This window comes from Xenorhabdus sp. TH1, from assembly GCF_037260955.1.
In the GTDB taxonomy this organism is placed as follows: Bacteria; Pseudomonadota; Gammaproteobacteria; order Enterobacterales; family Enterobacteriaceae; genus Xenorhabdus; species Xenorhabdus griffiniae.
In genome coordinates this window covers 3,159,787-3,184,388 of the sequence record NZ_CP147734.1, presented here as the reverse complement: position 1 = coordinate 3,184,388, position 24,602 = coordinate 3,159,787, and the positions used below count along the sequence as shown (strand labels likewise).

Sequence of the window (24,602 nt, the reverse complement as noted above, 5' to 3'; positions counted from 1 at the left end):
ATCAACACAGAATTAGCTGAAATATGCTGAGTTTTTTCGGTAAGTGATTGGATAAATGTGGGGCAAATAATAATGAATCCGTTAAGCATCAGATTATCCAGATATGTGTTACCGATGCTATTTCTTTTCGGCATTGGTAGCCAACAAAGTGCACATGCACGAAATAGTCTGCGTCAGGATGTCAGAATTACGCTAACTGTACTTTCTCCAACTTGTTCGATTAAGACAAAAGATCAAGATATAAATGTGAATTTTGGAAACATTCTTAACAGCGAGCTTTATCTGAAACATCGTACAGAAGGCGAGATATTTTATCTGTATTTAGAGGATTGTGATCCTCAGACGATAAAGCGCCTAAAAATTAAGTTCTTGGGTGAGACAAGCGAAGAGTTACCGGGGTTTTTGTCAATGAAATCTAATGGCCCCATTCACGGTGTTGCCATTGGTATGGAAAAAATTGATGGTACACCTGTGCCGTTTAATAAAACCAGTGAATTTCCATTATTAGCCAATAGCAAAGAAAATGTGATTCCATTCCGAGCTTATGTACAAGCAGCTCCCCGTGCTATTCAAGAGAAAAAGATTGGTTTTGGTTCATTTACTTCAACCGCAACTTTTGAAGTTAATTACGACTAGTCATGCTGACTGGTTTTTCATTCACGATTTTTCGTCAGAGTCTGATGTTATTGGAAAATAAGTTATGCGCCATATTAAAAAATCGTTGCTGAAGTTAGCAGCCCTGCTTTTTTTGATTAGTGCCACCCGTGGTTATGGTGGGGCTTATGTTATGCCGGTGGATACGTTTCGCTCTGGTAACCAGGCTACCACAATCATGGAAATTATTGCATGGACAGAGGAAGAAGGGATACCGAATCCTTGTTATGGGCGTCACGAATGCTATGTTGGCCCGGATGTCCAGTATTGGAGGGGGCAGCCAGGAATGTACGGCGCATGTAAAGAGGCAAGGGTATGTTTGAATGCAGGTCAATACCGGACAACCGCTGATGTTATGCGAGCTTATAAACGTAAATTTGGCATTCCTAAACAGGTTACATTTACTATCATGACCACAGAGGCGGATTGTATCGGTTTATTTTATACCGATAATATAGAGAAGGCATATGGTAGTGCTCAACAATTTCCCAATTCCACTTGCAACAAAATGCCTCCTCCGAACCAAGTTTGTAAAATTGAATTACCTTCTGAAATTGCTTATGGGGAATTAACCGCAGCAGAAGTGAATAATGCCACCCGCACAATTGAGGGAACATTTACATGTGCTGTTGGTAGCGACGGAATTATGTTGCATGCCAGATCAACCAATAATGAAGCAAAAGTTTATCTTGATTCCGATAAGCAAATATATTCGACGTTGCAGATTAATTACAAGAATGCGGCAGATGGGGTGAGAGTCACTACTGATGGGAAGAATATTGGCAAGAATTTCAAACTGACATCAGTGTTACACACATTAACGCCACCGAAAGCCGGAAAATATGAAGGTACCGCAATAGTTTATTTAACTTATTTATAAATTGAGAGTAAAAATATTATGCAAGTCAGTATGCTGGTAGGAAAAAGAATCCAAATGAAAAGAAAAGAAATTGGAGTGACAGCAGCAGAGCTGGCAGACAAAATTGGAGTTAGCCATCAGCAATTGTCACGTTATGAGCGAGGAACCAATAAAATCAGTCTAGAGCATTTGGTTGATATTTCTATTGCCTTGGAAACTCCCGCTGACTGGTTTTTGGAAGATTGTTTTGCTCCCCCTAAGATTCATATGAACAATCAATATGATTGTGTAGCGGAAACAATATTGGGTTTATAATAGCAAAATCAGTATCAGCCATTCCAATTCAGGAATGGCTTTGTTTTTTACCGCCAAAAATGGCGGTATCTTTACTGTGGTAGGGTTATTTTATTGAGTAATCTTGGCATGCATTTCCTGTACAGAAATAACCTGCTCAGTAGGATCAGCGCTAAGAGCCATAGTGGTTGCAAAGCCACCATTCAAGGTTGTGTCATAGTGCACTTTATATTGTAGTGCGCTGCGACGCAGCAGTTTTGAATCTTCAATAGCTTGGCGACCTGCGGTGGTATTAACGATATAGTCATATTCACCGTTTTTAATTCTGTCCTGAATATGCGGGCGCCCTTCATGAACTTTATTCACCAAACGTGGGTTGATCCCCGCTTCACCCAAGACAATCGCTGTACCGTGTGTCGCATCCAGTTCAAAGCCGTGTTTAAGTAATTTAGCCGCTAAATCAACAACGCGCTCTTTATCACCTTCGCGCACAGAAAGTAATGCTCGGCCTTTCTTACGCATGATGGAATTACTGCCCAACATTGCTTTCGAAAATGCTTCAGCAAAAGTACGGCCAACCCCCATTACTTCACCGGTAGAACGCATTTCTGGTCCCAGAATGGGATCAACGCCTGGGAATTTATTGAATGGCAGTACGACTTCTTTCACGGAGTAGTAAGGTGGAATAATCTCTTCAATTGTCCCTTGCTCAAGCAGAGACTGGCCGGCCATCACACGTGCCGCTATTTTTGCCAGTGGCATACCTGTTGCTTTGGAAACAAATGGTACGGTACGCGCTGCGCGTGGGTTCACTTCAATCAGGTAGACTTCATTGTCTTTCACTGCAAATTGGACGTTCATCAGACCGCGGACACGCAGTTCAAAGGCCAATTTTTCAACTTGCTGGCGCATCACATCCTGAATTTCTTTGCTCAAGGTATAAGCCGGCAAAGAACAGGCGGAGTCACCGGAGTGAACACCTGCTTGCTCGATATGTTCCATGATGCCGCCAATCAGGACACGTTCACCGTCACAGATAGCATCCACATCGACTTCAACAGCATCATCAAGGAATCGATCCAGCAGGACGGGGGCATCATTGGATACACTAACCGCAGTCTGGAAGTAACGACGTAAATCCAACTCATCGTACACGATTTCCATTGCACGTCCACCCAGTACATAAGATGGACGAACGACCAGCGGGTAACCAATCTCGTTACCTTTTTCAACCGCTTGCTCGATAGTGGACACTGTGGCATTGGCTGGTTGTTTCAGGCCAAGGCGATTAACCGCTTGCTGGAAACGTTCACGATCTTCTGCACGATCAATCGCATCAGGGCTGGTGCCGATAATAGGGACACCGGCAGCTTCCAGTTCACGAGCCAGTTTCAGTGGTGTCTGGCCGCCATATTGAACAATAACGCCTTTTGGTTGTTCAACACGCACAATTTCTAACACGTCTTCCAGTGTGACGGGTTCAAAGTAAAGACGATCGGACGTGTCGTAATCAGTAGAAACCGTTTCTGGGTTACAGTTCACCATGATGGTTTCAAAACCGTCTTCACGCAGAGCCAGTGCAGCATGTACGCAGCAGTAATCGAACTCGATGCCTTGCCCGATGCGGTTAGGACCTCCACCCAATACCATGATTTTCGGTTTATCATTGTTCGGATTGGCTTCACATTCGTCTTCGTATGTGGAGTACATGTATGCAGTATCGGTAGAAAATTCTGCCGCACAGGTGTCAACTCGCTTATAAACTGGATATAAGTTGTAGTCATGGCGTAGCTTACGGATCTCTTTACCAGAGACACCTACCAGTTTCGCCAGACGCTCATCAGCAAAGCCTTTACGTTTCAGATGACGCAAGAAATCAGGGGTCAGGCTGTTAACACCTTGTTCGGCAATTTGTTCTTCCAGACGGATCAATTCTTCAATTTGCACCAGGAACCAGCGGTCGATATTGGTCAAGTTGAAAAGCCCATCAACAGACATGCCAGCGCGGAAAGCATCAGCGATATACCAAATACGCTCGGCGCCGGCATCTTTCAATTCACTACGAATTTTGGTCAGGGATTGTGGATCATCCAGATTGACTTTAGGATCAAATCCGGTCGCACCGACTTCCAGACCGCGCAGGGCTTTCTGCATGGACTCTTGGAAAGTACGGCCAATCGCCATCACTTCACCAACAGATTTCATCTGGGTGGTTAGGCGGTCATTACTGCCGGCAAATTTCTCAAAGTTGAAGCGAGGAATTTTCGTCACAACATAATCGATGGAAGGCTCGAAAGACGCAGGGGTGCGTCCGCCCGTGATGTCGTTCATCAATTCATCAAGGGTATAACCGACTGCCAGTTTTGCGGCGATTTTGGCGATGGGGAAACCTGTTGCCTTAGACGCCAGTGCCGAGGAACGGGAGACACGTGGGTTCATTTCAATGACGATCAGGCGGCCATTTTTCGGGTTCACTGCGAACTGAACGTTGGAACCACCGGTTTCTACGCCGATTTCACGCAATACCGCCATCGAAGCGTTACGCATGATTTGGTATTCTTTATCGGTCAGTGTCTGTGCTGGCGCTACGGTGATGGAGTCACCAGTATGGATACCCATTGGATCGAAGTTTTCAATGGAGCAGACGATAATACAGTTATCGTTTTTATCCCGCACCACTTCCATCTCATACTCTTTCCAGCCAATCAAAGATTCATCGATCAGCAATTCATTGGTTGGAGAGAGGTCTAAGCCGCGTTCGCAGATTTCTTCGAACTCTTCACGGTTGTAAGCGATACCACCGCCGGTTCCGCCCATGGTAAAAGAGGGGCGAATAATGCAAGGGAAACCCACATCTTCGGCTACTGCCAGCGCTTCTTCCATCGTGTGCGCAATGCCAGAACGCGCGGTATCCAGGCCAATTTTCTTCATCGCCTTGTCAAAGCGCTGGCGATCTTCTGCTTTATCAATGGCATCAGCGGTTGCACCAATCATGGTGACGCCAAATTCTGCCAGGACACCTTGGCGCTCCAGCTCCAATGCACAGTTTAGTGCCGTTTGCCCACCCATTGTTGGCAGGATGGCATCTGGGCGTTCTTTTTCAATGATTTTGCGTACCACTTCCCAATGGATCGGCTCGATATAAGTTGCATCAGCCATCTCTGGGTCGGTCATTATCGTTGCTGGGTTCGAGTTTACCAGAATGACACGATAACCTTCTTCCCGCAGTGCTTTACAAGCCTGCGCACCAGAGTAGTCAAATTCACAAGCCTGGCCGATAACAATAGGGCCAGCACCTAAGATCAGGATACTTTTAATATCAGTACGTTTTGCCATTTTTCTTCTTCTCCTGATTATTTAGTGCTCTGAACGTTTGTCTGGCGATATTGCTCAATTAATTCGATAAAATGATCGAACAGTGAAGCAGCTTCATGTGGACCAGGGCTGGCTTCAGGGTGCCCCTGAAAACTGAATGCTGGTTTGTCGGTACGATGAATGCCTTGCAGGGTGCCATCAAAGAGTGATTTATGTGTTACACGTAAATTGGCTGGCAGTGAGCTTTCATCAACAGCAAAACCGTGGTTCTGTGCCGTGATCATGACAACATTGCGATCCAGATCTTTGACAGGATGGTTGCCACCATGGTGACCAAACTTCATTTTTATGGTTTTTGCACCACTGGCCAGCGCCAGCAACTGGTGCCCTAAGCAGATGCCGAATACAGGAATTTCGGTCTCCAGGAAGGTTTTAATCGCTTCGATAGCATAGTCACACGGTTCTGGATCACCAGGTCCATTGGACAGAAAAATGCCATCTGGTGCCATTTTCAGCACTTCATCGGCGGGAGTTTGTGCCGGTACAACGGTAACGCGGCAGCCGCGATCAACCAGCATACGCAGGATGTTGCGCTTCACCCCGAAATCATAGGCCACAATGTGGTAAGGCAATTCTTGTTCTTTGCGAGCTTCAGGTAGCCCATCTGCTAATGTCCAGCTTCCTTGTACCCACTGGTAAGATTGTGCTGTCGTGACTTCTTTTGCCAAATCCATGCCTTTCAAGCCCGGAAATGCTTTTGCTTTTTCCAGTGCAATTTGGGCATCGGCCGCATTACCGGCAATGACACAGCCATTTTGTGCCCCTTTTTCTCTTAACAGGCGGGTCAGTTTGCGTGTATCGATATCCGCGATGGCGACGATATTATGACGTTTCAGGTAATCAGACAGGTTTTCTTCACTGCGGAAGTTACTGGTCACTAAGGGTAAATCACGAATAACTAAGCCTTGGGCTTGAATGGCGGGGGATTCTTCATCAGCGGCATTGATGCCGACATTACCAATATGGGGATAAGTAAGAGTAACAATTTGGCGGGAATAGGAAGGGTCGGTAAGTATTTCTTGATATCCGGTCATTGAAGTATTGAAGACCACTTCCCCAACAGCCACACCCTCTGCACCAATTGCGCGACCGTGAAATTGGGTTCCATCTTCCAGAACCAATATAGCTGACTTAATCAAAATGCCCTCCAAGATGAATAATTAGTCGCATCCTATGCATATTAATTCAGAGTTAATCCTTAAAATCAATGCCAATCATGGATTTTTGTCAAAATTTTGGCAAATTGCGCGCATTCTAATGATGAGAGTGGGGGTTGTCTACAAAAAATGGCATTTTTATTGGCTTTTTTACAACTCTCACTCTTGTTTTAAGTTAATGTAGCTGAAAAACATAAGGAAAGTGGGAGCAGATAAACGATTATGGTGAGAGAAAACTTAAGAACAGAAAAAATATAGGGCTTTTTTCGTGTTTATAGGAAAAAGGTCACAAAAAGACTAACTATTCTTATAAAAATGGTGATTAATTTTGGTTTTTTTTAATAAAATTTATCTATATCAATATTACGCAACTATTTAAAAAATAGTTACGTAATTACATATAGTTATAATTTTTAAATATTAAATACTGTCAAGATTGAGTACATCTTTCATATTATAAAGCCCACTATTTTTTCCTTTTAACCACATTGCTGCCTTAATTGCGCCATTAGCAAAAGTCATTCGGCTTGAAGCCTTGTGGCTTATCTCTACACGTTCACCGATATCGGCAAAGATTACTGTATGTTCCCCAACAATATCGCCCGCCCGGATGGTGGCAAATCCAATACTTTTAGGATCGCGTTCTCCGGTATAGCCTTCGCGGGCATAAACAGCGCTGGTTTTGAGATCACGGCCTAATGCATTGGCGATAGATTCTCCCATTGCCAGTGCGGTTCCTGATGGTGCATCCACTTTGTGGCGATGGTGGGCTTCGATAATCTCAATGTCGGAATATTCACCCATCACTGAGGCAGCTTTTTCCAGCAGTTTTAGTACCAAATTGACGCCAACACTAAAATTTGCGGCAAAAACAATAGGGATCTCACGGGAGGCTTCCGTAATCGCTAGCTTACCGGCATCATCAAAACCGGTGGTGCCGATGACCATTGATTTGTGATGCTGTTGACAAATGGAGAGGTAGGCTAATGTGCCTTCAGGACGCGTAAAATCGACCAGGACATCAAAGTGTTCAATGACTTGATGCAGATCATCATTAATCATCACACTATTTTTACCTATTCCTGCCAGCTCTCCCGCATCGGTTCCCACCAATGAAGAACCGGAACGCTCCAATGCTGCGCCCAGTGTAACTCCATCCAACAGCTGGACGGCCTGAATAAGATTGCGTCCCATGCGTCCGCCAGCGCCCACGATAGCAACGCGAATATCTGTATCAGCCATAAGGCCCTCTCTGTAAATCGTTTTTAATTGAGGTGACAAAGGAAACTGTTCTACAGCTTAACTGGCAAGGACTGGCAGCGCCAGATTTATAGCCTGATCATAAGAAAAACAGAGATCAGGTTGGAAATTATAAAAAATTTATCTATTCTCCTGCTTCTGGTAATTCGTAATAATTGGTTGAACTATATTTAGCATTATTTTGTCCGGGCTGGCTTCGTCACGGAGGCATTTAGCTAGAAATTCTATGAATACACTAAGTTTTGGTGGTAAATGTCGTGTTGGTGGATAGAGTATCCAGAGCTCTCCAGTGTAGTTAGTCTTAAAGTTCCAATCAGGGAGTACTTGAAGTAGTTGTCCCTGTTGTAAGGCATGCTTAGCAGTAAAGTAAGGTAAGCTGCCGATACCGATATGTTGTAATATTGCGTCAAGCCTGACTCCCGTATGATTAGCAGCATAACGCCCATGAATATTGACGTTAGCAACTTTGCTTCCCTGACTAAATTTCCAGCGCGAATCACCTGGCTCTTCTCCAAGATAGATACAGCTGTGATTTTTCAGGTCGTTTGGGTGTTGTGGGATGCCATGTTTTGCAAGGTATTCCGGTGTTGCGCATAACATATGCCAAATGTTCAATAAACGTCTCCCCATAAGGCCCGGAGAAGGTTGATCAGTAATTCGTATAACGAGATCAATCTGATCATCTATCAAATCCACATACCGATCATCAAGCCGTAGGTTCACGTCTACTTTGGGATACTGGGCAAGGAAAGCAGGTATATGCGGATGAACAACGAAACGCCCTACCGCTTTAGGAACACTGACTCGGATTATTCCTTGTGGCTCATGGCTAAAATTTCCTGATACAGCCATAACTTCTTGGGCAGCATGTATCATGTCCAGGCAACGCTTGTAAACTTCCTGTCCACTTTCACTCAAACGTAGCTTGCGTGTTGTTCTCTGTAAGAGGCGAGTTCCAAGTGCTTTTTCCAGTTTGGCTACAGAGCGACTGATGGCGGAAGGAGTCGCTGCAAGTTGACGCGCTGTTTCTGAGAAGCTACCTGTTTCAACTACTTTTGCGAAAATGGCCATCTCCCGCATTAAATTTATCGTGTTATTTATGCTCATAAGTCAAAAGTTATTTGATTTTTTGATGGATTATCACAATTAGGTCTATTTAATACAATCAAGGGAAATGTTTTGATACCCGAGAATATGATTATGTCTGAACGTCTTTATTTATCGAGCTCTATATTGGCAGGTGAAGTCGAAATTCTGGATTGTTCACTCTGTGACGATCAACGGTATGCGATCCAATTAAAAGCAACTCCATTTCATCCTCAAGGTGGCGGTCAACCCAGCGATATTGGCTGGCTTAATGATGTAGAGGTCATTTATGTCGCGTCAGAAAACGATAGAATAGTACATTACACAACCCGCCCAGTAAACAGAGGGATTGCCTTTGCCCGTGTTGATGAGAAACGTCGCCAATTACATTCACAGCTGCATTCTGCGGGACACCTTATCGGACATATTGCCGAACTTCTGGGTTGGCATCCTATCAAGGCACATCACTGGCCTGGAGAAAGCAGTGTTACCTTTAAGCCAGGACCTCATGCACAAACCTTTTCAATTGAAAATCTCCAAGAAAAATGTGACCAATTTATTGATGAAAACTTGCTTTGCCAAATAACTATGTATGATGATGGATTTAGGAAAGTCGGTTTTGGCGAATTTATACCTTATCCTTGTGGTGGAACACATGTATCGTCATTAAGGCAAATTCAAGGGCTACAGATACAGGCTATACAAGAGAAGAAAGGTAAGTTATCAGTGCAATATGATGTAATATTGCCATCGTAATTCACTAAATAATAAATATTTTCTTCTTGTGTTTTTGATATAGCTCTCAAGATAACATTGAAACTCAGTTTTTATTGGAAATCGTATCAAGATAAATCGATTATACGTTCCAATCTAGAAAAACCGAGTTTCAATAAAACGGAAGTTAATTAACTTCTTTCACTTCAACCCGTAACTCTTTTGGTACTTCAAAAACAATATTTTCCTCTCGGCCATGTAGCTCGTTAACTGTTTTTGCGCCGAAATTTTTCAGGCATTCAATCACTTGTTGTACCAAAATATCAGGTGCCGATGCACCCGCTGTGACACCTACTGCGCTCACACCTGTGATCCACTCTGCTTGGATATCCTCGGCAGAATCAATCAAATAGGCAGGCTTGCCTACGCGCTGTGCAAGTTCGGCCAGGCGATTTGAATTTGATGAGTTTTTAGAACCAACCACCAGCACGACATCAGCCCCTAATGCCAAATCACGCACGGCTTCCTGACGGTTAGTCGTGGCATAGCAAATATCATCTTTGCGTGGACCGACAATACTGGGGAACCTTGCATTAAGCGCATCAATCACTTCTGAGGTGTCATCAACAGAAAGTGTCGTTTGGGTCATAAAGCAGAGGTTATTTTCATCCTTAACTTGCAGTTTCCATACATCTTCCGGTGATTCCACCAGATACATGCCACCGTTGGGATTATTGTATTGCCCCATGGTGCCTTCAACTTCGGGATGACCAGCATGCCCGATTAAAATCGCCTCTTTGCCTTTGCGACTTGCCCTAGCGACTTCCATATGAACTTTGGTGACCAGCGGGCAGGTCGCGTCAAACAGCATAGTTAAATTACGGGAGCGGGCTTCTGCACGAATGGCTTGGGAAACACCATGGGCAGAGAAGATCAAAATAGCGCCATCAGGCACTTCTGAAATTTCTTCAATAAAAATGGCGCCACGCTTTCTCAGGTTGTCAACCACATAACGGTTATGTACCACTTCATGGCGAACATAGATGGGAGCACCGTACAATTCCAGTGCACGCTCTACGATGCTGATAGCACGATCAACACCCGCACAGAAACCACGAGGGTTAGCCAGCAATATTTGCATGGGTTTCCTCCAACTGAGGGTCAATTTCCAACACTTCAATCTCAAAAGTGATGTTTTGTTCAGCCAGTGGATGGTTAAAATCAACAGTAATGGAACCTTCAGCCACTTCTTTGATAAATCCAGGCATTTCACTGCCGTTCATGGCGGTAAATAACATGATGGTTCCCACTTCTGGCACACCGGCATCGGAAAAATCACGAGGAGTGAAATATTGGATTAAATCAGGATTGTGTTTGCCAAAAATGGTTTCTCCAGCCAGAGTAAATTGATGTTTATCACCGACTTTCAAACCAAGAAGCTGCTCTTCCAGTGGGGCTGAGAGACTACCATTACCGAGGCGGAATAATGCGGGTTTACCTTGGTTGTAAGTTGAGTCCGCTGTAGAGCCATCATCCAGCTTTAAGGTGAAATGTAATAAAACTGCACTGTGCGTTTGCACCTGCATTGACATGTTGCTCAAGCCTTTTACTTAAAAATGATTACAAATATACCGCTATTGGGTATAGACGAAGTTACCATCCCCGGTTAACTAAGCTGGGGATGGTTTATTATCATTCTTTCAATGACTAAGTTTTCGAGACTGCTTGTTTGTCCTTGCCATCAGGGCTGATAAAGCTCTCAATGATAATGAGAGCAGCCCCGATGCAAATTGCAGAATCAGCAATATTAAAGGTAGGCCAGTGCCATTCTCCGACATAAAAGTCGATAAAATCAACAACAAAGCCGTGCACCAGCCTATCGAACAAATTTCCCAAAGCACCACCAATCACTAAAGCGTAGGCAATATTGCTCAGTTTTTGCCTGGCATGGGAACGATACATCATTACCAACAGTACAACCGTAATGACAACGGCCACCAATGCAAAGAACCAACGCTGCCAGCCGCCCTTATCGGCCAGAAAACTAAAGGCTGCCCCTAAATTCTGGGCATAAGTCAGATTGAAATAAGGTATCAATGGCATGGATTCGTACAGCGTAAAATGCTGCAATACTAAATGCTTGCTTCCCAAATCCAGTATTAATACCACAACAACCAGCCAAAGCCAGCGAAGTCCGGTGGAACAAATGGGTTTACTCATCAGGCAAATTTACGCTCTTCACCGTTACCGGCAACGTTAGTCACACAGCGGCCGCAAAGTTCTGCATGTTCCGCCACCTGGCCCACGTTTTTAGCATAATGCCAGCAACGTGGACATTTTTCTCCGTCTGCTTTGCGCAAGGCGATTTTCAAGCCTGCAATTTCGCTTTGCTGTGCATTCTCATCGGCGGCTGCATAAGCAGCAACTTCAACCTGGGAGGTTAGCAGGACAAAGCGCAGTTCGTCAGACAGTTTGTTGAGTTTTTCTGCCAGTGCTGCATCGGCATAGAGTGTGACAGCCGCTTCCAGTGAACTACGGATATGTTTGTCATTACGCGCCTGTTCCAGAACTTTGTTCACTTCGCTACGTACCGTTAGCAGATCAGCCCAGAAAGTATCGTTCATATCTTCGCCATCTGCCAGACCAAACAATCCGTCATACCACTCTTCGGTAAAGACGTATTGAGTACGTTTGCCTGGCAATTCATGCCAAATTTCATCAGCAGTAAACGACAGAATCGGCACCATCCAGCGAACCAAGGCTTCTGCAATATGGAACAAGGCAGTTTGGCAGCTACGACGAGCAAGGCCGTCACTTTTCGCGGTATACTGGCGATCTTTGATGATATCAAGATAGAACGAACCCATTTCCACGGAACAGAATTGCATCAAGCGTTGAACGACAGAGTGGAAATCATACTCTTCATAGTATTTAAGGATATCAGCTTGTGCGGCCTGAGCACGACCGACAGCCCAGCGATCCAGAACCACCATATCTTCCGCTTTTACCATGTGCTCTTCTGGGTTGAAACCATTCAGGTTTGCCAGCAGGAAACGGGCGGTATTGCGGATACGACGGTAAGCATCAGCCGAACGTTTCAAGATCTCGTCAGAAACAGCGATTTCACCAGTATAATCAGTGGCTGCCACCCATAAACGCAGGATATCTGCCCCCAGTTTGTTCATCACATCTTGCGGGCTGACGGTATTGCCGATGGATTTGGACATTTTACGCCCTTGTTCATCAACGGTGAAACCATGAGTCAGAACCTGGCGATAAGGGGCTTTGCCTTTGATCGCAGTGGACAGCATCAGTGAAGACATGAACCAGCCACGGTGCTGGTCGGAACCTTCCAGATACAGATCGGCTGAATTGCCGTTGAATTCTGGACGGGCATCCACAACCGAAGAGTGGGTACTGCCTGAATCAAACCAAACATCCAGTGTATCTGGCGCTTTGGTGTAATCTGCGGCTTCTTCACCCAGCAGGTCTGCTGTGTCCAGATCCCACCAGGCTTGAATGCCATCGACTTCAACACGCTTGGCGACTTCTTCGATCAATTCAACGGTACGAGGATGTGGTTCTTGTGTCTCTTTATGAATGAACAGAGACATTGGTACGCCCCATGTACGCTGGCGAGAGATACACCAGTCTGGACGGTTTTCTACCATTGATTCGATACGTGCTTGTCCCCAGCCTGGGATCCACTGGACATCTTTGATCTCTTTCAGCGATTGTTCACGCAAACCATTTTTGTCCATGCTGATAAACCATTGTGGTGTTGCACGGAAGATAATGGGTTTTTTGTGGCGCCAGCAGCACGGGTAGCTGTGTTGGATTTTTGCCAGACTCAGTAATGCACTTTTCTCTTTCAGCAATTCAACGATGATGTCGTTAGCTTTAAAGACAAATTGTCCATCCAGAGAAGGATAAGTGCCAGAGAGATAGCAGCCATTCGGCCCAACCGGGTTGGCGATTTCAAGACCATATTTTAAGCTGATAGCGTAATCATCTGGACCGTGACCACCCGCGGTATGGACTGCCCCTGTACCTGCTTCAAGCGTGACGTGATCACCGAGGATAGCAGGCACATCGTAGCTCATGAATGGATGACTGAAGCGCAACAGTTCCAGAGCCTCACCCGTACAATCGCTTAAAACTTCCCATGCAGTGATACCCGCGCGCTGCATAACGCTCTCGACAAGCTCAGCCGCCAGAATGATGCATTCATCATTGATTTTGACCAATTGGTAGGTGATTTCTGCACCCAAGGCAATCGCACGGTTTGCTGGCAATGTCCATGGGGTGGTGGTCCAGATGATTAAAGAAACAGGCAGACCTTGGGGTTGTACATCAAATTTGGTGTACACGGCATCAGCATCAACAGCCGTGAAGCGCACGTCGATGGAAGGGGAGGTTTTATCGTAGTATTCCACTTCCGCTTCGGCGAGGGAGGAACCACAGTCAGTACACCAGTGAACGGGTTTTACCCCTTTCAGTAAGTGTCCATTCTTGATAATACGGCCTAGTGCACGAATGATGTCAGCTTCAGTTTTGAAGTCCATGGTCAGGTAAGGTTTATCCCAATCACCCAGAACACCCAGACGTTTGAAGTCCGCTTTCTGTGCTTCAACCTGAGTCATGGCATATTTACGGCACTCAGCACGAAATTCAGCGGCGGAAAATTTTTCCCCAGGCTTGCCGATAATCTGCTCAACCTTAAGCTCAATAGGCAAACCGTGGCAGTCCCAACCTGGAATATAAGGCGAGTCGAAGCCTGACAGCCCTTTGGACTTAATAACAATATCTTTGAGAATTTTATTAACTGAGTGACCAATATGAATATCGCCGTTTGCATATGGAGGGCCATCATGCAAAATAAACGTTTTCTTGCCAGATTTTGCTTTTCTAATTGCCTGGTACAAACCTTCTTTGTACCAACGTTTTAACATATCTGGTTCGCGCTTTGCTAAATCCCCGCGCATAGGGAACCCTGTTTCCGGTAAATTCAGGGTGTCTTTATAGTCACTCATTATAGATTCTCAGTTCCAATTTTCCGCTAGATACATGACTTGGATCGCTGCAAGAGATAGTCTCTCGCTGCAACCACATCATTTGCGATTTGCTGTTTCAGCGCATCAAGCGAAGCAAATCGCTGCTCATTACGCAATTTTTTACGTAATACTACATCGATATGACGCCCATACAGATCCATTTGGGTATCAATCAAATGCACTTCAAGTTGCAGGCCCAGGCCTGCAACCGTAGGGCGATTGCCTATATTTGCAACACCCGGTAGGGGATTATCACCTAATCCATAGACTTCTACAGCATAAACGCCATTAACAGGCGCCACGAGACGTTTCAACGGTAAATTGGCAGTGGGAAAACCGATGGTGCGTCCCAATTGCTTACCGTGAACAACTCTGCCACTTATACTGTAAGGATGCCCCAGTAATATTTCGGCCAAAGTCAGGTCATCATTTTGCAGTGCCTGACGAATGATTGTACTGCTGATCCTAAGACCGCTGTCACAAAAACTGTCTGTGCTGGCGACATCAAAACGGTATTGTTTACCTGCTTGCTGCAAATAGTGGAAATCTCCGCGGCGATTTTTGCCAAAACGGAAATCGTCTCCTATTGCCAAAAACTTAACACCCAGTTTTTCAACGAGCAACTGTGAAACAAAGGCTTCAGGTGAGTTGGCTGCAAAATGTTTGTCAAATTTCACACATAACAGATAATCAACGCCATTTTGGGCTAGATATTTTATTTTATCTCTCAGCCTGGTGAGGCGAGCTGGGGCTTTATCTGCCACAAAAACTTCCAGAGGCTGCGGTTCGAAAATCATGACCATCGTCGGTAATCCGAGACGCAGCCCTTCTTGCTTCAAGTGTTTTAATAAAGCCTGATGCCCGCGATGGACACCATCAAAATTACCAATCGTCAGCACGCAACCATGGTGACGCGCCCGGATATTGTGTATACCGCGAATTAGCTCCATAGCTGGCTCAATACCGTGGAAATTGCCGGATTATACCTTGTACAAAGCACAAGGTTAACCCACGATCACAAAGGGTTTTAATTAATAACCTGATTCATACAATAAAAATAGGCTAGATGCTCGAAAAATATTTAATTTATCGCATTTCTCTGTGATTCATTCAGTTTTTTATTGCGAAAGACTGTATTCCCTCTGAGTAAGCTGATAAAATCCTGCCCCATCACAACGTAACCAGCGTCGCTGTACAACGACGCTTATTTGCACAAATCCATTGACAAAAGAAGGCTGAACAGGCATATTCCTCGGCCTTTGAATTGTCCTCGATAGAATATATTTGGGAGTTGGACCTTGGCTAATATCAAATCAGCTAAGAAACGCGCCGTACAGTCTGAGAAACGCCGTCAGCACAATGCGAGCCGTCGTTCTATGGTGCGCACTTTTATCAAGAAAGTCTACGCGGCTATCGCTGCTGGCGACAAAGAAGCTGCACAGAAAGCATTCAATGACATGCAACCAATTGTTGATCGTCACGCCTGCAAAGGTCTGATCCACAAAAACAAAGCAGCACGTCATAAATCTGCTCTGGCAGCACAAATCAAAGCAATGTAATCATTGGTTTTGATGATGCTAAAAAAACCGGCTTTAAGCCGGTTTTTTGTATCTTCGGGTTTTAGATCAGAATCTTAATATAATTTTTCAGGGCGACTTTTTGGTGGCGAGTTAAACAAAGCGGAAAAATCTTTGTTACACACGCGCTGAACTGCCGGATGCTGAATCATACGCTCGGCAAAGATAACGTAATACTCTTCCTGTACCGTATCCAATCGACCTATTTCAACAATATCACTATCAGCGAAAATATCATTGGCGTAGAAAGAGGGAGCAATGAAAATAGCGTTGTGATACAGACCAAATGCTTTCATCAAAGCGGCATCATCAAATTCGCCCAGCACTTCAACTTCAAGATTTTTATTACGTATCCATGTCAGGAGCTTTCTGCCTAACATCGAGCGGCGGCCTGGGATTAATAAACGACGCTCTTCCAAACAGGCTGGAAAGGGCTTTTCTGGGATCGGCTGGCGGCAATAAAAACTGATGTTGCATTCGCCCAATTTCACTGAGAACAATCCTTCCTGCTGAGACGAATCCACTGGGCAATCGGATAGGATCATATCCAATTTATGCTGGCTGAGCTGTTCAAGCAGCATTTCATGTGTCGATTCAAAGCAACGCAAATGGATCTTTTCGTGCTCAACAACGGTTGTTTCCAGTACTTTACTCACTAAACGTTTGGACAGTGCATCAGCGACACCTACATCAAACAGCAGATTTGATTCTCGGCTGTAAGTCACGATGTCCATCATTTCCTGGCTGAGTGTAAACATCTTATCCGCATAGCGAAAAATTAATTGCCCCAACTCTGAAGGAACTAATCCTCTTCCTTGGCGCTTAAATAACTTCCCTCCCAGACGCTCTTCCAACGCTTTTATCTGCCCTGTAATGGTTTGTGGTGTCAGGTATAGCGCTTCTGCTGCCCCTACAACCGAACCTTCCTTGCAAACATGCCAAAAATAATAGAGGTGATTAAAATTTAAATGTGAAACCCGCATATATTTATCCTTGTGTATTGCCTCACATCTGTATAACAGTCGTGACCATACATTTCAGGTTGCCAAATTATGGCGTTTTCCTATTTTTCTATTGTTATTTTCTATGACGATGAAAATATTCGCGGCATCGCAGTTATAAACGCTTTGCCGCGAATATTAAGAGAATGAGTTACCTCGGAAATTCTTTCTATATCTGTGCTTAAATTAGTCTATTCATCTGTTTTTGACTACGTTTTTTTTCTTCGGTAACAGTATGGTTAGTAATCCATAACCAGCAACGGCTGCGGTGGTAGAACCTATCAATATACCTAAGCGGGAATATGTGCTGAAAGTGTCATTGAGACCTTCAAATGCCAGACCTGAGATAAAAATAGACATGGTAAAACCGATCCCACACAGTACGGAAACAGCGAAGATTTGTCTCATGCCAATTTTTTCCGGCAATTTAGCCATTCCCAGTTTTACCGAAATCCAGCTAAACAGAAAAATACCTAATGGCTTGCCAATAAACAGGCCAAGAGCAATGCCGATAGGCAATATACTGGTTAAGCCATCTAATGTGACACCTTGTAATGAAACACCAGCATTGGCAAAAGCAAACAGTGGCAGAATGAAATAAGCCACCCAGGAATGCAGTTCATGTTCCAAAGTTTCAGAAGGTGACTCGCCTTTTTTATTTCGAAGAGGGATCAGAAACCCGACAATAACGCCAGCCAATGTGGCATGGACACCTGATTTTAAGATACACACCCATAACACCGCACCCACAATCAGATAAGCGGATGTTCTAGCGATGCCTTTCCAATTCATCCAGGCCAGTAGCCCAATCATGGCGGTAGCCAAGCCTAATGCAGCCAGGGACACTGTTTTGGTATAGAACAGTGCGATAATGATGATGACACCTAAATCATCAATAATCGCCAGCGCAAGCAAAAATACTTTTAATGCGGTGGGAACACGTTTCCCCAGCAACGCCATGACCCCTAATGCAAAAGCGATATCTGTTGCGCAGGGAATTGCCCAACCTTGTTGGGTGATCTCGTCACTGCCATTAAACAGCAGATAGATCAATGCCGGTGCCAACATCCCTCCTAATGCCGCGATGGCTGGGAAAATGGCTTTATCACGGCCGGCCAGTGAACCCTCCATGAGTTCTCGTTTCACTTCTAGCCCGACAATGAGAAAGAACACCGCCATTAATCCATCATTTATCCATAGTAATAATGGTTTGTTGATTTCCAGCGCTGCAAATTGCACTACAACAGGAAGGTTGAGAAAGTGATGATAGATACCCTGCAATGGCGTATTCGCCATAACCAGCGCAATGATGGCCGCGATAATGAGAAGGATCCCTCCTGCGGCCTCTAATTTCAAAAATTGGCGAATGATTGCTGTCATGGATAAATTAACTTATGAAATTGCTCAAGGTCATGCATGTTATGCTAGTCATAACATCGGAAAAAGTAGATTATTTATGCTAAATTGATCGTGATATTCGAATCATAACATATTGAAATAATATTTTTTAAAAATTTTATAAATTACACTGTATAGCAGAAGAAATTTTAATCATTATTTGTAATAACGAGATGAGTAAGATACTCCATGACAACATTACTTTTCCTGTTTGTCCTTGGCGCTGCTTTGTTACATGCCAGTTGGAATGCCTTAGTTAAGATTAGCGCTGATCGATTCCTGGGCATTTCAATTATTGTCTTTTTTGCCGGAATTATCGCCACATTAGGGCTATTTTGGGTTGGGTTACCGTCATTACCTTCTGTGCCGTGGTTAATCTTATCTGCTATTTTACATACGGCTTATTGTCTGTTTTTAAGCCGCTCTTATGCGACGGGAGATTTGGGGCAGGTATATCCTATTGCCAGAGGTTGTGCGCCGCTCATTACCGCGTTATTGAGTTGGATAATTTTGCAGGAAATGTTACCGCCTCTTGCCATGCTGGGGGTAGGTCTTATTATCGTGGGGATTATATTAATTGCTTTTCCGCATGGGAAAAATGCTCTTTATCTGGATCGTAAAACGTTACTTGCGGCAATCACAACATCGGCATTTACCGCCGGTTATACTTTGTCCGATGGCGCTGGTTCCAGAGCTGGCGATGATACCTTAGCCTATATCTTATGGTTGTTTGCTATTAATGGTTGGGTCATGGGGGCGATAATGTATTTCAGGTATTGGAATACGGCTGGACGGAAACTTCACCAATATTGGAAACAGGGGTTATTGGGCGGGCTGATGCAATTACTCAGTTATGGCATCGTGATTTGGGCGATGAGTCATGCTCCCATCGTGCTGGTTGCGGCATTACGTGAAACTAGCGTGTTATTTGCGATGTTATTGTCTGTTGTTATCTTGCGAGAGCCATTTAGTAAAATGCGATTATTGGCTTGTATTGTGATTGTCGCTGGGGTGATTGTCACGAAGCTGGGGTAAATTCCCTTTAAAATTGAAGGTGGCTTATTGACATCCTCCCCGCCCTAAAGGACGGGGATTCCTACAGCGTTTAGACCGAAGCCTGACTCACCTCGGTGGGTTCCTGCTTCAACGGGCGGTCTGACTGCACCATCCCTCCACAGGCAAGCACGGCATGTCCTGCCGCTAAAATATTACGTGCGGCGTTTACATCCGCGTTCGCGGTGTAGCCGCATACCTGACACACGAATTGACTTTGCGTCTGACGGTTTTCTTTCGCCGTATGACCACAGCAGGCACACCGCTGGCTGGTGTATGCCGGAGGTATCGCCAGTACCTGACCACCGCGCCAGAGCTGCTTGTACTCAAGCTGACGGCGCATTTCATGCCAGCCTTGATCCCGTATCGAGCGGTTCAATCCTGATTTGCCTCTGACGTTTCTTCCGTGCTTCTCTGCCGTGCCTTTTGCCGATTTCGACATGTTACTGACCTTCAAGTCTTCAATGACGATCATCGCGTGGTTTTTGCTGATTTCACTGGTGACTTTGTGAAGGTAGTCGCGCCGGATATTGGCAATGTGCGAGTGCAAACACTGGATTTTCCGTTTTTGTTTCCGCCAGTTTGCGCTGAATTTTACTTTGCGACTCAACTGCCGCTGGAGTGTTGCCAGCTTACGTTGGTTTGCTTTGAAACTGCTTACTGGCTGATATACCGTGCCATCTGAAAGCGTGGCAAGTTTTGTTACTCCGGCATCCAGTCCGACCATTGATTCTGCATTGTGAGCAGGGTCAGTCACTTCGTATTCAGTCTGGATACTGACGTACCATTTGCCGCATGACTGGCTGACCGTGACGTTTTTCACTTCGCCAATGACTTCACGGCTGTTGCGATAGCGTATCCACCCTAACTTTGGCAACGAGATTCGACTGTTGGGCTGATCGAGCTTCACGCCCTGCGGGTAGCGGAATGAGTCATGTTGACCACGTTTTTTGAAGCGGGGGAATGCAGCCCGCTTCTGGAAGAAATTTTTGTAGCCGCGCTCCAGATCTTTCAGTGACTGCTGCAACGGTTGCGAGGGAGATTCTTTCAGCCATTGTGTTTCAGGTACGGATTTCCACTCAATCAACCATGAAGCCATTTTGGTGTAAGGGAGATATTTATTCCCTGCTGCATGGTTCTCATTCTGGAGTGCCAGTGCACGGTTAAAAACGAAGCGACAAGCCCCTGCGAAGCGTCGCATATCGCGCTCCTGCTGACCATTTGGTCTTAACTGGAATTTGAAGGCTTGAAGTCGTATCATGACTATCATTATACTTTGGTCTATGACAAAAGAAACTGATAGTCGACGCGGAAGACACGGTGTTTTCCTGATGCACGTCCACTTGGTATTCGTCGCCAAGTATCGACGAAAGATATTCGATCTTGATGCCATCGAAAAGCTACGCAGCTACTTTAGCAGCGTATGTGCTGATTTTGGTGTTGAACTGGTTGAAATGGACGGCGAATACGACCACGTGCATTTGCTGATCAACTCCCCGCCAAAGCTCGCAGTATCGAATCTGGTCAACAGTCTTAAAGGCGTTTCCAGCAGGCTGCTTCGGCGTGACCGTCCAGATATTGCTCTACGCTATTACTACAAAGGCGTTCTGTGGACACCGAGCTATTTTGCAAGCAGTTGCGGAGGTGCGCCGATCTCGATCATCCGGCAATACATCGAGCAGCAGAAAACACCAGGTTAGTCGTAAAACCCCGCCCTGAAGGACGGGGTTTTACGGCGCACCTGATAAATTAGAAATCCCGCCAATACATTAGAAAAATAATCAGGCGGGATTTATGAGAGATCTAAATTACTTGGTCAGATCATCAAAAAATTTCTTCACGCCATCAAGGAAACTTTTGGAGCGAGGGCTATTGGTTTCACCGCTTTTCCCGCCAAAAGATTCGCCCAATTTGCGCATCAGCTCTTTTTGCTCTTCATTCAGCTTAACCGGTGTTTCTACTACGACACGGCACAGCAAGTCGCCTTGGACACCGCCACGGACGGATTTAACACCTTTGCCTTTCATACGGAACAGCTTGCCAGTCTGGGTTTCCGCAGGAATTTTCAGGCTGACACGACCATCAAGGGTTGGAACTTCAATTTCGCCACCCAATGCCGCCGTTGCGAAGTTGATCGGCACTTCACAATAGAGGTTGCTGCCGTCACGCTCGAAGATATGGTGAGCCTTGACTTGAACCTGAACGTACAAATCGCCGGATGGTGCGCCGTGTTCACCTGCTTCACCTTCACCACTCAAGCGAATGCGATCACCAGTATCGACGCCCGCTGGAATTTTAACGGACAGTGTCTTGTATTTTTCAACACGACCATGTCCATGACATTTGCCGCAAGGCTCTTTGATGATTTTTCCGCGTCCATGACACTGCGGACAAGGTTGTTGAACCGCGAAAAATCCTTGGCGCATTTGTACCTGGCCAGCCCCATGACAGGTTGGGCATGTTTCTGGGCTGGTTCCTGCTTTGGCTCCGCTGCCATGGCAGGTATCGCAAGATTCAAGGGTTGGAATGCGGATCTCTTTGGTCACACCACGGACAGCTTCTTCCAGGGTTAATTCCATGTTGTAACGCAGGTCTGAGCCACGGCTAGGACGCTGCTGACGACGGCCACCACCGAAAATATCGCCGAAAACGTCACCAAAGATATCGCTAAAGTCAGCTCCATTACCGAAACCACCTGCGCCGCCGCCCATGCCGCCCTGTTCAAAGGCAGCATGACCATATTGGTCATAAGCAGCACGTTTTTGAGGATCTGTCAGGATCTCATACGCTGCTTTAATTTCTTTGAATTTACTTTCTGATTCTTTATCACCTTGGTTACGGTCAGGGTGATATTTCATTGCTAGCCGTTTATAGGCTTTTTTGATCTCTTTTTCGTCTGCGGTTTTGGAAACGCCCAAAACTTCGTAATAATCTTTTTTTGCCATCGTATTGTTTACCCTTAACACGCACACACGGGCGTGGAGTTACCTCAACGCCCGTGCCAGTTAACAAGTAACAGGCGCCCTGTTACTTTGCCCGCTAAGGGCTATTATTTTTTGTCTTTAACTTCTTCGAATTCAGCGTCTACAACATCGTCATCTTTCTTCGCGTTGTTTGCGCCAGCATCGGTAGCACCAGCCTGGGCTTGCTGTTGGGCAATTTCCAGTAGTTTCTGGGATGCTTCAACCAGAGCTTGGATTTTCGCTTCAATTTCAGCTTTATCTTCGCCTTTTGCCGCGGTCTCCAGCTCAGAAGTTGCTTTCTCGATAGCTGCTTTATCGTCTGCTGCCAGTTTATCACCCGCTTCTTCAACTTGCTTACGAGTGCCGTGGATCAGTTGGTCAGCTTGGTTACGGATCTGAACCAGCTCTTCAAACTTACGGTCAGCTTCTGCGTTTGCTTCTGCGTCACGTACCATCTGTTGGATTTCTTCTTCGTTCAGGCCAGAAGACGCTTTGATGGTGATGTTTTGTTCACGACCTGTGTTTTTATCTTTCGCAGAAACATGCAGGATGCCGTCAGCATCGATATCGAAAGTCACTTCGATCTGCGGAGTACCGCGCATTGCTGGTTGAATGCCATCCAGGTTGAACTGACCCAGAGATTTGTTATCGCTGGCACGTTTACGCTCACCCTGTATTACGTGGATCGTTACCGCAGATTGGTTATCTTCCGCTGTAGAAAACACCTGGCTATGTTTAGTTGGAATAGTGGTGTTCTTGGAAATCAGGGAAGTCATCACGCCGCCCATGGTTTCAATACCCAGAGACAGTGGTGTGACGTCCAGCAGCAGAACGTCTTTCACGTCGCCAGCCAGTACACCGCCCTGAACCGCAGCACCCATTGCTACTGCTTCGTCTGGGTTCACATCTTTACGTGGCTCTTTGCCGAAGAAGTCTGCAACGGCTTTCTGCACCATTGGCATACGAGTCTGACCACCAACCAGAATCACATCGTGGACGTCAGATACAGACAGACCGGCGTCATTCAGTGCGACTTTCAGAGGCTCGATTGAACGTTTAACCAGGTCTTCAACCAGAGATTCCAGTTTTGCACGCGTCACTTTAATGTTCATGTGCTTAGGACCGGTCGCATCTGCTGTGATGTATGGCAGATTTACATCAGTCTGCTGTGCAGAAGAAAGTTCGATTTTCGCTTTTTCTGCCGCTTCTTTCAGACGCTGCATTGCCAGTGGATCATTACGCAGGTCGATGCCTTGTTCTTTCTTAAACTCGTCAACCAGATAGTTGATCATGCGGCTATCGAAGTCTTCACCACCTAAGTGGGTATCACCATTGGTTGCCAGAACTTCATACGTTTTTTCGCCATCAACTTCATCGATTTCGATGATAGATATATCGAAAGTACCACCACCCAGGTCATAAACCGCGATAGTGCGGTTGCCAACTTCTTTGTCCAGGCCGTAAGCCAGCGCTGCCGCAGTTGGTTCGTTGATGATGCGCTTAACTTCCAGACCTGCGATACGGCCAGCATCTTTAGTTGCCTGACGTTGTGCATCGTTAAAGTATGCAGGAACCGTGATAACAGCTTCGGTTACTGGTTCACCCAGATAGTCTTCCGCTGTTTTCTTCATCTTTTTCAGAACTTCAGCAGAAACTTGAGGTGGTGCCATTTTTTGGCCTTTCACTTCCAACCATGCATCGCCGTTATCGGCTGCCATGATTTTGTATGGCATAATAGAGACGTCACGTTGCACTTCTTCGTCTTGGAAACGACGGCCAATCAAACGCTTAATGGCGAACAACGTGTTTTGCGGGTTAGTAACAGCCTGACGTTTAGCTGGTTGACCAACCAGAGTTTCACCATCCTGAGTATATGCGATGATAGAAGGTGTGGTACGGTCACCCTCGCTGTTTTCAAGCACACGAGTGGTTGTGCCGTCCATAATTGCTACACAAGAGTTGGTAGTTCCCAAGTCGATACCAATAATTTTACCCATCTAAACGCCTCCACAAAAAATTCATATATTCGGTCAAGTTACTAGCTATATGAGGGCGAATGTTTGCTTTTCAATGGCCCTGTTTGCCAGAAATTCCTCATTTTGTTTTCCAGCTAATGCTGAACTATTCAGTAGTAACTGTAGTTGGGACTTAGATGGG

At 45.5% G+C, this 24,602-nt stretch carries 21 protein-coding genes; 7 read left to right on the top strand and 14 right to left on the bottom strand.

Annotated elements, in window-relative coordinates:
• The first annotated feature begins 72 nt into the window (after positions 1–72).
• The 3 genes from WDV74_RS13875 (at position 73) to WDV74_RS13865 (ending at position 1,828) form a co-directional block, all read left to right on the top strand.
• The gene (locus WDV74_RS13875; protein ID WP_338883379.1) at positions 73–636 is read left to right on the top strand and encodes a fimbrial protein; all 564 of its coding nucleotides are present in this window, start codon (positions 73–75) and stop codon (positions 634–636) included.
• A 64-nt stretch (positions 637–700) separates the two neighbouring features.
• Complete coding sequence (locus WDV74_RS13870) at positions 701–1,534, top strand: pilus assembly protein (RefSeq protein WP_338883377.1); 834 nt, start codon at positions 701–703, stop codon at positions 1,532–1,534.
• Positions 1,535–1,588: 54 nt separating this feature from the next.
• Positions 1,589–1,828, top strand: coding sequence for a helix-turn-helix transcriptional regulator (locus tag WDV74_RS13865; RefSeq protein ID WP_338883376.1), 240 nt, complete (start codon positions 1,589–1,591; stop codon positions 1,826–1,828).
• 90 nt (positions 1,829–1,918) lie between these two features.
• Here the strand turns inward: WDV74_RS13865 and carB are convergent, their stop codons facing one another.
• The 4 genes from carB to WDV74_RS13845 all read right to left on the bottom strand — a co-directional run bounded on the left by carB (position 1,919) and on the right by WDV74_RS13845 (position 8,706).
• The gene (gene carB, locus WDV74_RS13860; protein WP_338883375.1) at positions 1,919–5,143 is read right to left on the bottom strand and encodes a carbamoyl-phosphate synthase large subunit; all 3,225 of its coding nucleotides are present in this window, start codon (positions 5,141–5,143) and stop codon (positions 1,919–1,921) included.
• Between the two features lie 17 nt (positions 5,144–5,160).
• Entirely contained in the window at positions 5,161–6,321 is a 1,161-nt protein-coding gene (gene carA, locus WDV74_RS13855; protein WP_338883374.1) for a glutamine-hydrolyzing carbamoyl-phosphate synthase small subunit, read from the bottom strand.
• A gap of 438 nt (positions 6,322–6,759) precedes the next feature.
• Positions 6,760–7,581, bottom strand: coding sequence for a 4-hydroxy-tetrahydrodipicolinate reductase (dapB, locus tag WDV74_RS13850; protein ID WP_338883372.1), 822 nt, complete (start codon positions 7,579–7,581; stop codon positions 6,760–6,762).
• A 138-nt stretch (positions 7,582–7,719) separates the two neighbouring features.
• Positions 7,720–8,706, bottom strand: coding sequence for a LysR family transcriptional regulator (locus WDV74_RS13845; RefSeq protein WP_338883370.1), 987 nt, complete (start codon positions 8,704–8,706; stop codon positions 7,720–7,722).
• Positions 8,707–8,799: 93 nt separating this feature from the next.
• Here WDV74_RS13845 and WDV74_RS13840 point away from each other — a divergent pair, with 93 nt between their 5' ends.
• Complete coding sequence (locus WDV74_RS13840; RefSeq protein WP_338883368.1) at positions 8,800–9,441, top strand: alanyl-tRNA editing protein; 642 nt, start codon at positions 8,800–8,802, stop codon at positions 9,439–9,441.
• Between the two features lie 145 nt (positions 9,442–9,586).
• On the opposite strand, the gene ispH is transcribed toward WDV74_RS13840, so the two are convergent.
• The 5 genes from ispH to ribF form a co-directional block, all read right to left on the bottom strand.
• Complete coding sequence (gene ispH, locus WDV74_RS13835; protein WP_338883367.1) at positions 9,587–10,540, bottom strand: 4-hydroxy-3-methylbut-2-enyl diphosphate reductase; 954 nt, start codon at positions 10,538–10,540, stop codon at positions 9,587–9,589.
• Positions 10,521–10,991, bottom strand: a complete 471-nt coding sequence (fkpB, locus tag WDV74_RS13830; RefSeq protein ID WP_273558062.1) for an FKBP-type peptidyl-prolyl cis-trans isomerase — start codon at positions 10,989–10,991, stop codon at positions 10,521–10,523. Before fkpB ends, ispH begins: the two co-directional genes overlap by 20 nt.
• A 115-nt stretch (positions 10,992–11,106) precedes the next feature.
• Complete coding sequence (gene lspA / locus WDV74_RS13825; protein ID WP_338803733.1) at positions 11,107–11,619, bottom strand: signal peptidase II; 513 nt, start codon at positions 11,617–11,619, stop codon at positions 11,107–11,109.
• Complete coding sequence (gene ileS, locus WDV74_RS13820; RefSeq protein ID WP_338883366.1) at positions 11,619–14,432, bottom strand: isoleucine--tRNA ligase; 2,814 nt, start codon at positions 14,430–14,432, stop codon at positions 11,619–11,621. Before ileS ends, lspA begins: the two co-directional genes overlap by 1 nt.
• Before the next feature lie 26 nt (positions 14,433–14,458).
• Positions 14,459–15,403 (bottom strand): bifunctional riboflavin kinase/FAD synthetase, encoded by a 945-nt coding sequence (gene ribF / locus WDV74_RS13815; RefSeq protein ID WP_338883365.1) that lies wholly within the window; start codon positions 15,401–15,403, stop codon positions 14,459–14,461.
• Between the two features lie 348 nt (positions 15,404–15,751).
• Here ribF and rpsT point away from each other — a divergent pair, with 348 nt between their 5' ends.
• Complete coding sequence (gene rpsT / locus WDV74_RS13810; RefSeq protein ID WP_038240544.1) at positions 15,752–16,012, top strand: 30S ribosomal protein S20; 261 nt, start codon at positions 15,752–15,754, stop codon at positions 16,010–16,012.
• A 74-nt stretch (positions 16,013–16,086) separates the two neighbouring features.
• On the opposite strand, the gene nhaR is transcribed toward rpsT, so the two are convergent.
• Both nhaR and nhaA read right to left on the bottom strand, forming a co-directional pair.
• Positions 16,087–17,013 (bottom strand): transcriptional activator NhaR, encoded by a 927-nt coding sequence (nhaR, locus tag WDV74_RS13805; protein ID WP_338883364.1) that lies wholly within the window; start codon positions 17,011–17,013, stop codon positions 16,087–16,089.
• Positions 17,014–17,226: 213 nt separating this feature from the next.
• Positions 17,227–18,411 carry a Na+/H+ antiporter NhaA gene (gene nhaA / locus WDV74_RS13800; RefSeq protein WP_338883363.1) on the bottom strand — a complete coding sequence of 395 codons (1,185 nt, stop codon included), beginning with the start codon at positions 18,409–18,411 and terminating at the stop codon, positions 17,227–17,229.
• Positions 18,412–18,618: 207 nt separating this feature from the next.
• On the opposite strand from nhaA, the gene WDV74_RS13795 reads away from it, so the two are divergent.
• Complete coding sequence (locus tag WDV74_RS13795) at positions 18,619–19,464, top strand: DMT family transporter (protein WP_338883362.1); 846 nt, start codon at positions 18,619–18,621, stop codon at positions 19,462–19,464.
• Positions 19,465–19,534: 70 nt separating this feature from the next.
• Here the strand turns inward: WDV74_RS13795 and WDV74_RS13790 are convergent, their stop codons facing one another.
• A complete protein-coding gene (locus tag WDV74_RS13790; protein ID WP_338883361.1) occupies positions 19,535–20,743 on the bottom strand; it encodes a transposase in 1,209 nt (402 codons plus the stop codon).
• 22 nt (positions 20,744–20,765) lie between these two features.
• Between WDV74_RS13790 and tnpA the strand changes: the two genes are divergently transcribed.
• Positions 20,766–21,182, top strand: coding sequence for an IS200/IS605 family transposase (gene tnpA / locus WDV74_RS13785; protein WP_338885602.1), 417 nt, complete (start codon positions 20,766–20,768; stop codon positions 21,180–21,182).
• Between the two features lie 108 nt (positions 21,183–21,290).
• Here the strand turns inward: tnpA and dnaJ are convergent, their stop codons facing one another.
• Positions 21,291–22,427 (bottom strand): molecular chaperone DnaJ, encoded by a 1,137-nt coding sequence (dnaJ, locus tag WDV74_RS13780; protein ID WP_338883360.1) that lies wholly within the window; start codon positions 22,425–22,427, stop codon positions 21,291–21,293.
• A gap of 104 nt (positions 22,428–22,531) precedes the next feature.
• Positions 22,532–24,442: a molecular chaperone DnaK gene (gene dnaK / locus WDV74_RS13775; protein WP_273558057.1), complete on the bottom strand. Its 1,911-nt coding sequence runs from the start codon at positions 24,440–24,442 to the stop codon at positions 22,532–22,534.
• Between the last annotated feature and the right edge of the window lie 160 nt (positions 24,443–24,602).